The sequence below is a fragment of the Candidatus Nitrotoga sp. AM1P genome (assembly GCF_013168275.1).
Taxonomy (GTDB): Bacteria; Pseudomonadota; Gammaproteobacteria; order Burkholderiales; family Gallionellaceae; genus Nitrotoga.
This window is the reverse complement of the sequence record NZ_AP019547.1, coordinates 733752-747721: the sequence shown is the minus strand read 5'-3', so window position 1 is coordinate 747721 and position 13970 is coordinate 733752. Positions and strand designations below refer to the sequence as shown.

The following is a 13970-nucleotide window of genomic DNA, read 5'->3' as shown; positions in this document are numbered from 1 at the left end:
CATCAAAAATTTAAAAATTAGGGTTGAGTATCAGGCATGCGGTCGATCCACAGACGCAAATTCTGCCAAAGCGTGGCGGCAATATCTGCATGCTGATCGATTAGATTTTGTTTGCACATGGGATCTGCCACTATGTCGAAGAGTTGTAGTATATGGCCATTGGTGAGGGGTTGGTAGGTGAGTTTCCATTGGCCTCTGCGGATCATGCGATCTTTCGCGTCCATGATGCGCATCGTATATTCCGGTTTGATTGACATGGTGCCACTGGCCCGATCCGGTACTCCCATCAGTTCCAGCAAATCGGGATAGCGCAGATGCTTCTCCGGCAGACCAGGGATATTAGCGACCCAAATTCCGGTCTCATTGAAAGCATCGAGTTGCGGGCAATGCTGGTGCTGCTCAAAGCAGGCAGCCAGTGATACTCCGTCCATGCTGGCAGTGGGGCTTGCGCCTACCAATTCCAGAAGAGTGGGGGCAAGATCAATGCTGCGAACCACTTGATCGACTATTCCGCAGGCATGTTTGCGTGGGTCACGAATCAAGAGTGGAATGCGCGAACTAAAATCACCGACTGCAGAATTACCCTGGCCCCAAGTGTCGTGTTCAAAAAATTCCATGCCGTGATCGGAATAGACCACAACAATAGTATTGCTTGCCAAGCCACAATCATCGAGATGGCGCAGCATTTTGCCTACTTCATCATCAAATTCGGCCACGCAGCCATCGTATAAATCAATGATTTGATCGAGGTCAAATTCCTCTTTGGGTGCACCCTGTTGACGGATGATCTCAAACGGATCAGTCAATCGTGCCATGGCGAATTTGGACTCACCGTCATAGGCTGGATCGGAAAACCGTGTATACCACGGCCATTCGGAAGCAAATGGCGGGTGTGTAGTGGAATAAAACACATTGAGAAAAAACGGTTGAGTACTATTCGCTAGACGCGATACCAGGCGTCGTGCATATTTGCCGATCGGCTGGGTTAGCGGCACGCCTCCGAGATAATAAATTTCCGGAAGCAATAGTCGTCCCAAGCGGTTATGGGTAAACAGCGAAACAAAAAGACGTAAATCCTTAGGCCCTTGTCGAATCAGATATTTGAGGTTCCACTGGTCTTCTGGCAGGTCGGTGTAATCGAAACCGAAAGAGAATTTTCCCATATCGCCGCCGCACCAATCGGAGATAGCAGCGGTGCGGTAACCCTGCGCCTTGAGCAAATGAGGCAGTGCATCGACTTTTAGTCGGGTAACATCGTTCGCATTAAAATTGTCGCGAATGCCGTGAGTATGCGGCCAAGTACCGGTCATTAACGAAATCAGGCTGGGAGCGGTGCGAGCACAGGGTACGTAGCAATTGGTAAATAGTATCCCCAGTTCGGTCAGCTTATCAATATTAGGCGTAAGGGCACGTCGATATCCCAACGTACTCAGCCGGTCTGCCCGCAAAGTGTCTGATCCGATCATTAAAATATTGGGTGGCGCATCGGTTGCGCGTTCGGATGTTCGATGGGGTCGACGTGCCTCGGGCAACCAGGCCGCCCAAGTAATTGTACCTGTAAAAAATAGCACAGCAGCCCACAACGTAATCAGATCAGCCATCTGATTCTGCTTGATCAATTGCAACGAAGCGACGATCAGCAATAATAAAGTGGCCGAAATACACATAATCTGCATCAGATAAATGCGGTCTGGCGTTATCCAGCGCCACAGCCCGTAAAATCGGCTTATGCGGTAATGCATGGAGGCAACAAGCAGCCCAGGATTAAAGCGTAGCTTGCGGATAAATTGCACTATGACAGCGCTTAAGATCCCTAGCGTTGCCGCGAGTGTTGCAAGGCTACTTGACCATTCGCCGCCCAGACTTACATTCAGCATGTAATATAACAATACTCCTGTGCTGCCTGTAAATAGCATGATAAAAAATGCCCAGGCAGATAGACGGGCGAGCGCAAACAGAGTGTAGCGTCGGTAATGGGTCAGCACTTCTTTTTGAATGCGTGGCCCGGTTTGAGAAAAGTCCATTAGCGATTTTACAAGCAGTGCCACAGAACCTGCGCTTGCCACAAATAACGCAGGTAACACACCACCAATCCAGTGTGTACTGCTGCTGGTAAAGCAGGCAATCAATCCACAGGTAACTGTCGAAATCGCCAGCGCTACCATGAGCAAGATGCCTCGATCGGGAGGAAGCGAAAGATTGTTGCCACGATGCCCCGATTCCCGACGGCCTTGCAATTCTCCCAAGGCAGCAGCGGTCCGCATCCAGAAGAAACGTCGCTTAGCCCATGACCGGCTGAACACGCTGTGCAGCCCATATTCCGCCAGCTTGCGCCACATGTAGAGCGGTATTCGGCCATTGCCCTGAATACGCGAGGTGGAGCGAGTGCGTTGAAAACTTTTTTTAAGCAGGTAACTGAGTTTCAGGCGATCAATATCTACATAATGATGCTGAACGATGTTCGGCGCGTATTGGCAACGTATACCGCGAATCATGGCGCGCAATACATATTCGCTGTCCTCGCCGCCACCCAAATCGTGACCGTGCGGTCCAAGCTCGGTTGAAAACTGCCCGGCAAGTGCGAACACGTGGTGTCGCACCACGAGGTTGCCACCACCGGGGATAGGGCCTTCTTCCGCCGTGATCGTTTTGGGTTGATCGCCTTGGTTATAGCGTGGCACAGGCAGCGGGTAAACTCGATACGGTCCTTCGTCATGCACCCATGCGGGCTCAGTTCCATTCCAGTCAGGCAAGATGCGACCACAATACAAACCCGCATCGGGCCAGCTTTGTGCAGCATGTGTAATTGCAACCAGATAATTTGCATCGACTCGATGGTCATCATCGACAAAGGCGATCAGTTCAGTATCGATTTCTGGAATGGCCCGATTGAGCGCATGCGACTTACCCGGTGTGGGAACTTCAATCAGGCGTAGTGGCATCCAGCTATTGCCAACCTGTTGAGACTGATATGCCCGCATGCGAGCCACCGTATCATCAGTGCAGGCATTGGCTGCGACCAAAATCTGCACCGGTATGACGGGACGCTGTGCCGCATTTAGCGAAGCGAGCGCCCGTTCCAGCAAATCTGCGCGGTTATGGGTGCAGATCAGGATGGTAAGAGCGGCATTCATGCTGGATCGCGCAACCAACCCAAAAAATATCCAACAAAATACGCTGCGTTCATTTCTTGCCGCAGCGATTGGTGTGCACCTTGTTTAAAGCGCTGCATGAGCGCCCGCCCGTGCGCACGCGCTAATTGCGGGATGAGATAAAACGGTGGGATACGCGAGGCAGATCCTCGCTTTCGCGCACCTTCCATGCGTCCTTGACGAAAGTGTAGTTGCAGAAAATAAGTTCGGCGCAGTTTCCATGGCTCAATACGATGATGGATGATTGCTTGAGGCACCCAGCGTACGATTTTCTTCAATTTAATCAAGCGTCGATAGAGTTCGGTATCCTCACCGCCTGACTGAATATTACCGCGCCGCCCCAGATTACCGTCAAATCCACCCGCTTCCAGAACGGTTTGACGGTGAAAAACTGCATTGCCGGTAAAAATGGGGGTAGAAGATTCGGTGAGTGTCCGTTCTGCAGGTCCATAATTCAGTTCACCCAGAAATCCCAATAATTCGTCTGTGAGCCAGTCAGGGCGGCCATTGGGCAAGAGTGCCCGTATGCGGCCGCCAATGGCAGCGGGATGATGGTAGTCAATAACCTGTTCTAAATTCACCAACCAATCAGCTTCAGGGGTTTCGTCATCATCCAGAAACACCACATATTCGCCTTCTGCTTCCGTGAGCGCCCGATTGCGGGCGTGAGCCACGCCCAACTGATTTTCCTGTACTACGCGGCAGTTGATTCCCATCCGCTGCCAACCCCCTTGAGCGAGCCATGCCCCAGTGCCATCTGGACTGGCGTTATTCACGATTAAAAGTTCCCAAGAACCTTGAGGGGGATGCAAATCATGTAAGTCGGCAAGCGTTTGCTTGAGAGCCGCCAGATGGTTGTGGGTGCAGATAGATAGCGTCAGCTTCATCCCAGTCCCAGTCGGCTTTGTAATTGTTTGAGGTAATACTTGGCCCAGGCCGTGAGGCGGCCGTCATTGCTGCCGAGCGTTATTTTTCTCAGCAGCATGGCCGATGTGTCTGTACCGAAGATATCCAGGCGACGGATATGGAACATATCCACGTCAGGTCGATTGAAACCGGGTTGTACTGAAAAGGCTGCTTCAAAACCTGCCGCTTTTACAGCAGACATTTCCCGTTCGCTGAAACGACCATAGGGGTAAGCGAAATAGCGGCATGGGATACCAAGAAGGTTTAGTTCAGCTTTGCATCCTTCTGTTTCATCGATCAAATCTGTCTCGTTCAAGGTAGTGAGATCCCTGTGGTTGCGAGAATGGCCATGAAAGCTAAATCCTCCTTGTGCCATTTCTGCAATTTCCGCCCTGTTTAAAAGGGAATAGGTACGCCCCTCAGGATTTTCGTTTTTAGACCACGCATCCTTCTGACCAATCAAATTACTTACCAGAAACATCACTGCTGGCCAGTGATATTGACGCAAGACCGGCCAGGCATGCTCATACACACCTTTAAAGCCATCATCGAAGCTAATCAGGAAGGCCTTCTTCGGTAAAGTTTTATTACCGTGCCGCCAAGCCATGAAGTCATCGACAGAAACAGCCTGCCAGTTGGATTGCATCAGAGCCCTCATGTGTTCTGCAAAGCGTTGTGGGCTGATGCAATATTTGCGTTCCCACATATTATGCGCATCTCCTACGCGGTGGTACATGAGTACAGGAATTCGTTCGGAGCTCATCTGTGTTTCTCTTTCGGCTGGTCGGCTATGCTGACCAGCCATTTAAAAAGTATGCCAGGTAGCAGGGCGGGAAGAAGATATTTTAAATCGCTTGTTTTCCACAAGCCCTGTACGAAAGCGCGTCGGAACAGTTGCTGCGCGTCGATCAAATTACGTTGCCAGTAAGAGCGATAAGCTTCACCTAACAAGAAGCCTTCGGACAACTCAAGTACCTTGTCTTTTGACAAATGTGCGATGCGTTCAGGATGATTAGTCACAAAATCGCGCCGTACCTGCAAGGCATTGAGCACTTGTTTCCATTTTGTTTTAGAAATTTGTCCTTTGTCGTGCCAGCGGTAAAAGGCCATCACCTCGGCTACCCGCACCAGTTTTTGGGTGTGTGCATAAAGTCGCAGCCATAGATCGTAATCCATAGCTGAGAAACGTCGTTCGGAAAATCCTTTAACAGCATCGATAACTTCTCGCCGTACTAACGCTGCATGAATGGGCCAAGGGCATGAACGCAAGAATTCAGCCGCTGTATCCATCTGACTATAATCCGGAGGGATGTGAGGCGCTGTTCCGGGTGCACCTATGCCAACGTTTTGCCAGCCGCAGTAGGTGATGTCGGCGTGATTGCTTTGCATCGACGCCGCAAGTTTTTCCAGTGCATCCAGCGTCCAGTAATCGTCAGCATCGAGAAATGCAATACGTCCGCCATGCGCGTGTTTTAGTCCAAAATTGCGTGCCGGAAACGGCCCTTTGTGATCTTGGTGCAGCAGAATCAAGCGTGGTGAATGTTGTGTGACAAGCCGTTGCAGGATAGCAACACTGCCATCAGTAGAGCCATCATCCACCACAATCAGTTCGACATCGAGATAGGTCTGATTCATGACACAATTCACGGCCTCCTCGACAAAGTTGGCCGCATTGTAGCAAGGCATGATTACGCTGATACGAGTGGAGATAATGGAGGGATCGCTCATGAATGTATGTTTTGCACAAAAATTTGTCGATAAGCTTTTTCTGCAATATCGGCGACACGCACCCAGCTAAAATTTCGAGCAAAGTTACGGCATTCTTCGGCATCCAGATGCACCTCACCGGACAGGAAACGGATAAGTGCGTTACTAATAGAAGTAACATCAGGCTGCTCAACGAAAAACCCGGAACGACCTTCCCCAATAGCTTCTACAGCACCAGCCAGTCGTGCTGCCAGGCTGGGCACACCGCTGGCAGCGGCTTCAAGATAGACAATACCAAAGCCTTCATGGCTGCCGGGAATGATCGATGCCGTTAGTATGAAAAGGTCAGCGCGGGAATATAACTGACGCAAGTCAGCGTCACTAATACGTCCAACAAAACGAACACAGGTGCCGAGCCCCAGAGAATTTGCCAGGCGTTCCAAAGAAGGACGTAAAGTCCCTTCGCCTGCAATGATGTATTCAAATTCAAAGCGATCTTTTAACGTAGCCAGTGCACGTAACACGAGATCGATATTCTTGCGTTCCTCGGATAGACGACAGACGGTGAGCAACTGCGCTATTTTGTTTTTTGGTGCACGCGGCACATCAAAAAATATCGGATCAACACCGACCAGGGCTATGTGTGTTTTAGCAGCACAGTCAGGATATTTATCCAGCAAAACATCGGCGGTATAGCGGCTGTTGGAAAGCAGTGCGCTCGTCTTGGGCAAGGCACGCGCCAATACACGCCGGGTTGCATTGCTCCACAGCGGATGCAGTTTGCGCCATACCCATGGGCGCAGCCGCCAGAAACCAGGCAGGGCAAGGGCAGGGCGTGCTACCAAAGGATAGGGGCCAAGAAAATCATTGCCATGCACTGAAACAACTGTGGGCCTGTTTTTTTCGGCAATCCAGGAATGACAAGCGGAGAGCGCGTGCCAGACATCGATGGGTTCATTTTTGAGTTTGGGCCAATCCAGTCCTGCGCAGCTTTGTAGAATTGGCTTGAGTGTGGCCCCCGGTGGCGGAGTGATGGTTGCAGATTTGGGTGGTGCATAAATCGTTACTTGCAAGTCCTGTCTACGGCCCAGTTCTTTCGCCAATTGCCACGCGTAGGTCTCCACACCACCGAGATCGGGCGGGAATTCCGAAGTGATGAGTCCGATACGCATTGTCATGCCTTGATCCTGAGGTGTGCACCGGGTGGTAATACGCTTGCTGGAATATGCCAATCGGTTGGCACGGCGCATAGTGCAGTTTTTAGGGCAACAGCTTGTCCCGCGTTAACTATCAAGCAAACAGCCTGTTCATTATTGCTCAAATTCGCGATGATGATTTCTGGAAGCACAGATTGAGGAATATCCTGCTGTCCTGGTGCCATACCGTTCGCTTCAGCGTTGCCGCCTAAGAGTGAAGGTGGCAGGCCCAATTGATTCCGTACACATAACAACAGGGCATCGGCCAGGATTGCATCGAGTTCAGGGCTCGGTTCCCGCAGACACAGTAAATATAATGCCTCTGCATAAAAGCCGACTGAGTAAGCACGGCCTTTGTGTTCCAGCCATCGCTGCGCGATTCCAGTGGTGGCACAGTAGTTCAGAATATCCTTGATGTAGGGATTGAATACCGCACTGCGTGTGCCATGAGAAGCGCGCACCAAGTCCATCAAATTGACCGCCAGATAGTCATAGGCCCATACCTGCAAACTTAGTTCGCGGTCGATATAACCGCCAGGCATGACAAGACGCGGATAGCGCGTCTTCAAACGCGGTAGACGAGGCACGAATACCTGCCAGCCAATGCGCTTCCATAAACGCTTCCACCGTGGCAGTCGGGCCGCTTGCTCAGTTGGCAGCAGTGTCAGATTGATGGCGGAGAACAGCAGCCGGTACAGCCATTCCATTGGCCGCAATGCCAGCAAGGTGCTGGCTGCCTGGTAGCCCGACTCGACCAGTGGCGCGTATTGCGTGTCACCGGTGAGCATGCCGTACCGATCCAGTGCCACCAGCGTGTCGAGTTGCGTGTTCAGTACCAACATATTCTGCGGCGACTTCCCAAGTGCATTTCCGGGCCACCATTTGAATGGCGCCCGGTGCATTTCAGTCATACTGCATTCCAGTTCGTCATGATAGAACCATGTGCCTGCATCAGTTAAATCATGTTTGTCCGAAATAAAGTGCATGCCATGCGCAAGTGCAGTCTGTACAACTGGATCATCTGTTTCGCTCAAGGCATCCATCATCAAATGCATAGCTGAACAGTGCAGGCGATAATGCGATTCCATTTTATCCGTCCACTCGCCATGGCGGAAACCACCATCTTCACTTTGACGCGACAATACCGACAGCAGCAATTGATTTTTTAGTAGCCCATAAATGCGCTTGCCCGTGGTGCGTTTGAGACCGCTAAAGATCAGATGCAGCGCGTGTGCGTCATTCTCAGAACAAATGCGCCGCTTGTGCGGCCAGGCAAAACGGTCTTCATACACCCAACCGTGGGTAAGATGACGATAAAGATCAGCGGGCTGGTTGTAGCGGGTGTGCGAGCCGAGCAGGAAATAGCCTTGGGTTTCGGCGGGTGTAAGCATTTGCAACTCGTCGATAAGGCTAGGGTCGTTGAATCGCCAAATCACCGCGTCGAGCGTCCAACCCTCGGCAATGGCTGTGAATGAGATGTCCACGCCGCTTGAATCCAAGCTGAAACCTCTCCATTCGGCAGTATGTTCTTCCAAGATGTGGCCTTGCGCGTTGTTGCGTCGCAGCTTTGCCAGGACAGGAAACCAATAGTTCGGCGCATCAGAACCTCGGTTACGCAGCAGCCAACCGCCGGCAGCACAGCGTTGCAATGCGTAATTACCATTCAGCCGCAAGCAGAGGGCTGTATCAGCACGCAAGAAAAGACAGTCTGCACCCTCAAACGTATCCTGAATTCGCTGTATACCCACGGATTGGGTGTGGCTGCGCTGGCTATGATTCAAGCGCACATATGGATCATCCGCAGTAAAAAGCGTGTTGAGATTGAATTCGGTCACGGTTGTGTTATGTATTGCTGAATGCATAGCATGCTCAATTCAGATTTCATGAGTCTCGTTGTTGCGCTGCCCATGTCTTGCTCCAGACGCGCACCTCATCAGGGCAATCGCCGAACCGACCATGCATATAATCCATAATCGCCCGCCGTGTTGCCATATACTGCAGACGCGAGCCGCGTCCCAACCAGGCTTGACCATAATCCTGTATAGCCCACACAAAACGCTTGGTAAAGCTGACATTAAGATCGGTGCTGACATGAAATTTTGGTATCAAGCGCCGCAAATTATTCGTCCACAGCCGTAGCCGGGCAGAAAGTGACGCATGCCGGCTGAACCACAGCAATTGATTTCGGATACTGAAATATGTGCGTAATGGTGAGGATTCGCTGCCAAAGGAAACCCCGATTTTATGCCAGACTTTTGCAGCTGCAACCACCTTATTGCGCCAGCCAGCTTTGCGGGCGCGGAAGCACCAATCGACTTCCTCCCATACCAAAAAAAACATCTCATCCAGCAGACCAATTTTTCGGGCGACTTCAGCGCGGAAGAATAGCGCCGCACCGCAAGCGTAGTCAGTGTCGCGGTCCATTGTGCTGAGTTCGGTTTCACGCGCACCTTGCCCAGGCCACTCCAATCGTAGAGATGATTCATTCCAGCACGCACCATCGAACCATACCAATTCCGGGTTATCGAAGTACATCACGCGTGCACTAAACACTCCTGCATCTGGAGTTCGCCGGGCGGCATTTATCAATTGTTCAAGTAGATCAAACGCTACCGTGGTGTCGTTGTTCAGTAGCAGCACAAAATCCGCACCGTGTTCCAGCGCATGACGCGTACCAACGTTATTGCCCCCGGCGTAGCCTAGATTTTGTCCTGTTTCGAGTAGGACAAGTGGGAAGGGGCTGCTGTAGGCGCGCAACTTCTCCAAAGAATTGTCGGTTGAGCAGTTGTCCACGACGATTATGTTGAAATTTGTATACGTCAACGCTGCAAGCGAGTCCAAGCATGCGAGCGTATCGTCAGCACCATTCCAGTTGAGTACAATAACTGAAATGAGTGGCGTATTCCTTTCACCTAAAGCCTCTGTATCCATAGGCTTCCACTAAGATTTTTCAAGCATAGAGGCATATGCACCTCTCGGCCAAGGCCAGGAGTTTTGCGACCTCTCCTTATCAATTGCTGTTCCAGTTTCGTAATGTGTCCGTAACTCAGCGCGCTGTGCCTGGATGCGTTGGCCTTGATCTTGCTGCCGTCCAAGACGATGTTGCCGAGCTTGAGCATCCCCATCGTGCGTACGATCAGGAGAATTTGCACCATCAAACCTCCGATTTCCTTCAGAAATCGTTTTCGAAAGGTGTTCAGCGTATCGTGATCAGGGTGTTTATCCGCTGCAACAAACCGAAAGACAATCGAGTCGTAGGTGGCGTGCTCCAGGTTCCGACTGGAGAACAAGCACGTCGCATAGCCGTAAACCAGAATCGACAGCAGTAACGCTGGATGAAACGGCGTACTTCCCGCTCCACGGTAGGCGTGTTCTAAACTTTTTAAGTCCAGTTGCTCCACTATTTCAACCACAAAGCGTGCCAAATGCTGTTCCGGCAGCCAATCATACATCGACGGCGGGAATAGGTAGTTTATGTCGCGTTTGATTGGTTTAAAGAATCTCATGGGTTAAATTTATTAATAATTTTATTAATAACAAGTTAAATGACCTCCGGCAAAGCCGGAGGCTTATTGGGTGAGCCCCTCAAAGGGACCAATAAACCGTGAGCCGCCCAAGGCGGCTACAGCCCTAGCTTCATCTGGTCGTAACGCTCATCCTCTTCCTCTTGGTTGCGAATGTATGTTCTAACCATTGCTTCATCGAGCCCAACTGCTGAGACGAAATATCCACGAGCCCAAAATACTTCGTCAGTGAAATTCTGCTCTCGCCTCTTGCGTTTCTTCGGGATAAATGCTACGTGGTACTTACAGTCCCATCTCGTGTGGCTTAAACTCTGGTACTTTCATCGTGAATCTCCATCTCTTAGTCGAGATTACAGATTCACTCTCACCGAGGTATAGGTCAAACCTTTGTGAGTCCCCCGGCGAGCCGGGGGTTTACCTTAGTGAATTATATAATCTTTATGGATTATTAAGTTCGACAGGCTGCTAGCTTGATTTTGGAGCGGCCCAATATTATGGGATCAGGCATGAGAATAACGTGCGCCTTGCAACTCCCATTGCACGGGAATGGCGACGAGGCGAAGTTCATCTTGCAATGGGGCATCCATTGTTTTCGCTGTTACTGTGAAAAATTTGAGGCTTTCACCGTGAAATACCACCCTACCACGCTGGTCGATAACTGCAAAGCGGATACCGTAGGTGCCCGGAACCATGGGGTAGGTGGGGATCAGTTGTTTAACTTCGTGGGTGCCGGCGGGAAATTCATGTGACTGACCAAGCACTGCGGTTGACTCGCCCGTGAGATAAATGAAGTCAGTTGTATGCGTTCCAACGTGAAATTCTGGGTTTGAAAGCGTTTGAGCCAGCGTAAACCGAATCCGTATCCGTAATGCGCTACCTTCCGTGAGTGAATCGGTAACGTTATCCTTTGAATCAAGCACTGCAACTTCGACGTTTTTTAACTCACCAGATGAGATGATTCGCATTGAGCTGTTTTTGGCTTTTTGATCTCGGATTGTTTGGTTGCTTAGCTGGTAAAACTTATCGCATATGGCATGCGGCTCACCGTCCTGAAGAATTGAGCCATGGTTTAGCAACATAACACGGGTGCACATTCTTTCCACTTGGCGGATGTTGTGGCTGACCAAAAGGACAGTTCTGCCCTGCTGCCTTATTAGGTCTTCCATACGGTCAAAGCATTTCCGCTGAAACGCAAGATCTCCTACTGCCAGCACTTCATCGACGATCAAAATGTCAGATTTCACACTGGTAGCGATGGCAAAGCCAAGTCGCACCGACATACCTGAGCTGTAGCGTTTAATGGGGGTGTCGATGAACTCTTCTAGCTCAGCGAATGCGACGATGTCATCAAATTTGATATTGATCTCACTCTTTGGGATGCCGAGGATGGCGCCGTTGAGATAGATATTCTCGCGACCAGTGAGGTCGCCCACCAAGCCAGCACCCACCTCAATCAGCGGCGCTATCTTTCCCTTGACCTGGATGGAACCGCTGGACGGTTTTGAAATGTTGGCCAGAAGTTTGAGCATGGTGCTCTTGCCAGCGCCGTTGTGGCCAATTATGCCAAGGACCTCGCCTTGCTCGACAGAGAACGTGATGTCATCAAGGGCCTTGAATGGGGTACGTTCTTCAACTGGCTGGCCTGTGAGCCGCCGCCACTGGTTAAATAAAGTTGTTTTCAGACTCTGCAATTGGCCGAGCTGGTATTCTTTGGTGACGTGGTTAACTTCGATGATGGCCATAGTTATTTAAAGTCTTCCTTATTAAGGCCGGACTGCCTGAGAATAGAGGCAAATGTGCCTAATGGTATTTCCTTCTTTGGATCAGGAATAATCACAGTTCTTTCATCTTTGCGGAATTTTTTATGGCTGCCTTTTTGGGAAATAAAAATGAAACCGTGCCGCAGCAAGACATTAACAATCGCTTTTGATGAATAAAGTTCAGCCATTGACAGCGTATTCTCCAAGCAGGGCTTCTTCTATGGGGTGGTATTCTGCCTCTCCTTCTTCAAAGTAGAGTTCGGTGGCCTCCTTCAGATTCTGGATCGCTTCGTCGATAGTGTTGCCACAGCTTGCTACGTCAATGTTTAAGCATTGTGAAACGTAATATTTATTTTCCCGGTAAACGACAAATTTAAGGTTTTTCATGGTTCATTGCCTCTGTAATAGATATAGGGGGTGTCGTGGTCAGTTTCATGCCGCAACGATCCCGATCAGCTTTTTATAGCCTTTCACCATCAATTAAATCCTAAGTCTTTATACTATTCTGTAATCTTTGCGCGCTATCCACTAATTCCTACCCGTTGCTCTCAAATTACATCTGCGAAATAAGACTCCGCCCGCTTGAAGAAGACGTAGCTTAGCGGAAGCAGGATCGCAACCAGGATTATGCCGGGTACCATGGCCGTCATATCTGGCGGCTGGTTTCTCAGCACTACACTCTGAAATGCGTCAATGATGCCCGCCAGAGGGTTAAGGGTGTATAGGGTATAGAGCAAATTGGACCACTCGCCGGCAGCTTGTTGCTCCAAAAGTTTATTCTTCACCAGTTGCAATGGATAAATTACCGGAGATAGATACATTAGCAGGGAAAGCAGCACAGGTAGGGCTGTTCCCATATCCCGGTAGTAAACATTGATTGCTGCACCGGCAAATGCGATGCTTAAGGCGGCCAGAATTGTGTAAAGAATAATGAAAGGTACCCATAGGATGTAAATGCTGGGTATATATTGAAACCAGATCATGAGGCCGGCCAGGATGACAAAATTGATGCCAAGCTCTACAAGCTTGGTGACGACTGCCGTTATGGGGAATATCTCGCGAGGAAAATAGATTTTTTTGATCAGGTTGGCATTGCCCACTACACTGTTTACGCCTTCCGATGCAGATTCTTGAAAGAAAATCCACGGCATAAGTGCAGCGAAGGTTAGGAGAGGATAAGGAATGCTGCCACTATCAATTCCAACGAAGCTCTTAACCAATGTAAAAATCAGCATGAGGATGAGTGGTTTTATCACAGCCCAGGCAATGCCTAAATAAGCCTGTTTATAGCGCAACGTGACATTCTTCCAGGCAAGTACAGTCATCAGTTCGCGGTATTCGGCAAGATTTTTTACTACGGCAATCATGTGCGCTGTTGCTCCCTTTGCTCTATTGATGGAATATTGATTTAATTGTCCATACTTTGGGGTGTCAGCCTGACTGGCACTGAATCCGTTGCCCATATAGTCGGCGCTATTTCGCAAATCTTTAGATCCTTGTTCGACCGGACTTCAGGATTTGCGCTTCTTGCTATGTATTATTTGCTACAAAAACTTTAATGAAAATGCTTGCATCTATTGGTTTTATGAGCAAACTTTTTATTAATTTTAGTTAAATGAATCAACCTTTTTAATTTTAACATTTTTAATAAACCATGTGCCAATTATGGTTTTGTTGATTGTCTGGCATGAAGATGATTGTTATGTAATTTTTACACTGGCGTGC

12 protein-coding genes and 1 pseudogene are annotated in these 13970 nt (G+C 49.7%); all 13 read right to left on the bottom strand.

The features are described from left to right. Positions 1 to 17 precede the first annotated feature (17 nt). The gene (locus W01_RS03360; protein WP_173052195.1) at positions 18 to 3134 is read right to left on the bottom strand and encodes a sulfatase-like hydrolase/transferase; all 3117 of its coding nucleotides are present in this window, start codon (positions 3132 to 3134) and stop codon (positions 18 to 20) included. After that, positions 3131 to 4039 (bottom strand): glycosyltransferase family 2 protein, encoded by a 909-nt coding sequence (locus W01_RS03355; RefSeq protein WP_173052194.1) that lies wholly within the window; start codon positions 4037 to 4039, stop codon positions 3131 to 3133. Before W01_RS03355 ends, W01_RS03360 begins: the two co-directional genes overlap by 4 nt. Continuing rightward, complete coding sequence (locus W01_RS03350) at positions 4036 to 4821, bottom strand: polysaccharide deacetylase family protein (RefSeq protein WP_198421338.1); 786 nt, start codon at positions 4819 to 4821, stop codon at positions 4036 to 4038. Before W01_RS03350 ends, W01_RS03355 begins: the two co-directional genes overlap by 4 nt. Next, a complete protein-coding gene (locus tag W01_RS03345) occupies positions 4818 to 5786 on the bottom strand; it encodes a glycosyltransferase family 2 protein (protein ID WP_198421337.1) in 969 nt (322 codons plus the stop codon). The genes W01_RS03350 and W01_RS03345 overlap by 4 nt, the downstream gene beginning before the upstream one ends. After that, the gene (locus tag W01_RS03340; protein ID WP_173052193.1) at positions 5783 to 6943 is read right to left on the bottom strand and encodes a glycosyltransferase family 4 protein; all 1161 of its coding nucleotides are present in this window, start codon (positions 6941 to 6943) and stop codon (positions 5783 to 5785) included. Before W01_RS03340 ends, W01_RS03345 begins: the two co-directional genes overlap by 4 nt. Then, positions 6940 to 8823 carry a hypothetical protein gene (locus tag W01_RS03335; RefSeq protein WP_173052192.1) on the bottom strand — a complete coding sequence of 628 codons (1884 nt, stop codon included), beginning with the start codon at positions 8821 to 8823 and terminating at the stop codon, positions 6940 to 6942. Before W01_RS03335 ends, W01_RS03340 begins: the two co-directional genes overlap by 4 nt. Positions 8824 to 8842: 19 nt before the next feature. Next, positions 8843 to 9892, bottom strand: coding sequence for a glycosyltransferase family 2 protein (locus W01_RS03330; protein WP_173052191.1), 1050 nt, complete (start codon positions 9890 to 9892; stop codon positions 8843 to 8845). Positions 9893 to 9935: 43 nt separating this feature from the next. After that, positions 9936 to 10467: pseudogene (locus tag W01_RS03325) on the bottom strand (transposase); the annotation flags it as partial. Between the two features lie 116 nt (positions 10468 to 10583). Continuing rightward, positions 10584 to 10751 carry a transposase gene (locus W01_RS03320; protein ID WP_173055699.1) on the bottom strand — a complete coding sequence of 56 codons (168 nt, stop codon included), beginning with the start codon at positions 10749 to 10751 and terminating at the stop codon, positions 10584 to 10586. Positions 10752 to 10985: 234 nt separating this feature from the next. After that, positions 10986 to 12227, bottom strand: coding sequence for an ABC transporter ATP-binding protein (locus W01_RS03315; RefSeq protein WP_173052190.1), 1242 nt, complete (start codon positions 12225 to 12227; stop codon positions 10986 to 10988). Positions 12228 to 12229: 2 nt separating this feature from the next. Beyond that, positions 12230 to 12433, bottom strand: coding sequence for a type II toxin-antitoxin system HicA family toxin (locus W01_RS03310; protein WP_173052189.1), 204 nt, complete (start codon positions 12431 to 12433; stop codon positions 12230 to 12232). Next, complete coding sequence (locus tag W01_RS03305; protein ID WP_173052188.1) at positions 12426 to 12632, bottom strand: type II toxin-antitoxin system HicB family antitoxin; 207 nt, start codon at positions 12630 to 12632, stop codon at positions 12426 to 12428. The genes W01_RS03310 and W01_RS03305 overlap by 8 nt, the downstream gene beginning before the upstream one ends. Before the next feature lie 161 nt (positions 12633 to 12793). Then, positions 12794 to 13729, bottom strand: coding sequence for an ABC transporter permease (locus W01_RS03300; RefSeq protein WP_242007024.1), 936 nt, complete (start codon positions 13727 to 13729; stop codon positions 12794 to 12796). Positions 13730 to 13970: the final 241 nt, after the last annotated feature.

What these genes read in the sequence shown, in the direction of transcription:
- W01_RS03305 (WP_173052188.1), bottom strand. Translation starts at nt 12,632, where the DNA reads ATGAAAAACCTTAAATTTGTCGTTTACCGGGAAAATAAATATTACGTT.
- W01_RS03355 (WP_173052194.1), bottom strand. Translation starts at nt 4,039, where the DNA reads ATGAAGCTGACGCTATCTATCTGCACCCACAACCATCTGGCGGCTCTC.
- W01_RS03350 (WP_198421338.1), bottom strand. Translation starts at nt 4,821, where the DNA reads ATGAGCTCCGAACGAATTCCTGTACTCATGTACCACCGCGTAGGAGAT.
- W01_RS03310 (WP_173052189.1), bottom strand. Translation starts at nt 12,433, where the DNA reads ATGGCTGAACTTTATTCATCAAAAGCGATTGTTAATGTCTTGCTGCGG.
- W01_RS03330 (WP_173052191.1), bottom strand. Translation starts at nt 9,892, where the DNA reads ATGGATACAGAGGCTTTAGGTGAAAGGAATACGCCACTCATTTCAGTT.
- W01_RS03335 (WP_173052192.1), bottom strand. Translation starts at nt 8,823, where the DNA reads ATGCATTCAGCAATACATAACACAACCGTGACCGAATTCAATCTCAAC.
- W01_RS03345 (WP_198421337.1), bottom strand. Translation starts at nt 5,786, where the DNA reads ATGAGCGATCCCTCCATTATCTCCACTCGTATCAGCGTAATCATGCCT.
- W01_RS03315 (WP_173052190.1), bottom strand. Translation starts at nt 12,227, where the DNA reads ATGGCCATCATCGAAGTTAACCACGTCACCAAAGAATACCAGCTCGGC.
- W01_RS03360 (WP_173052195.1), bottom strand. Translation starts at nt 3,134, where the DNA reads ATGAATGCCGCTCTTACCATCCTGATCTGCACCCATAACCGCGCAGAT.
- W01_RS03340 (WP_173052193.1), bottom strand. Translation starts at nt 6,943, where the DNA reads ATGACAATGCGTATCGGACTCATCACTTCGGAATTCCCGCCCGATCTC.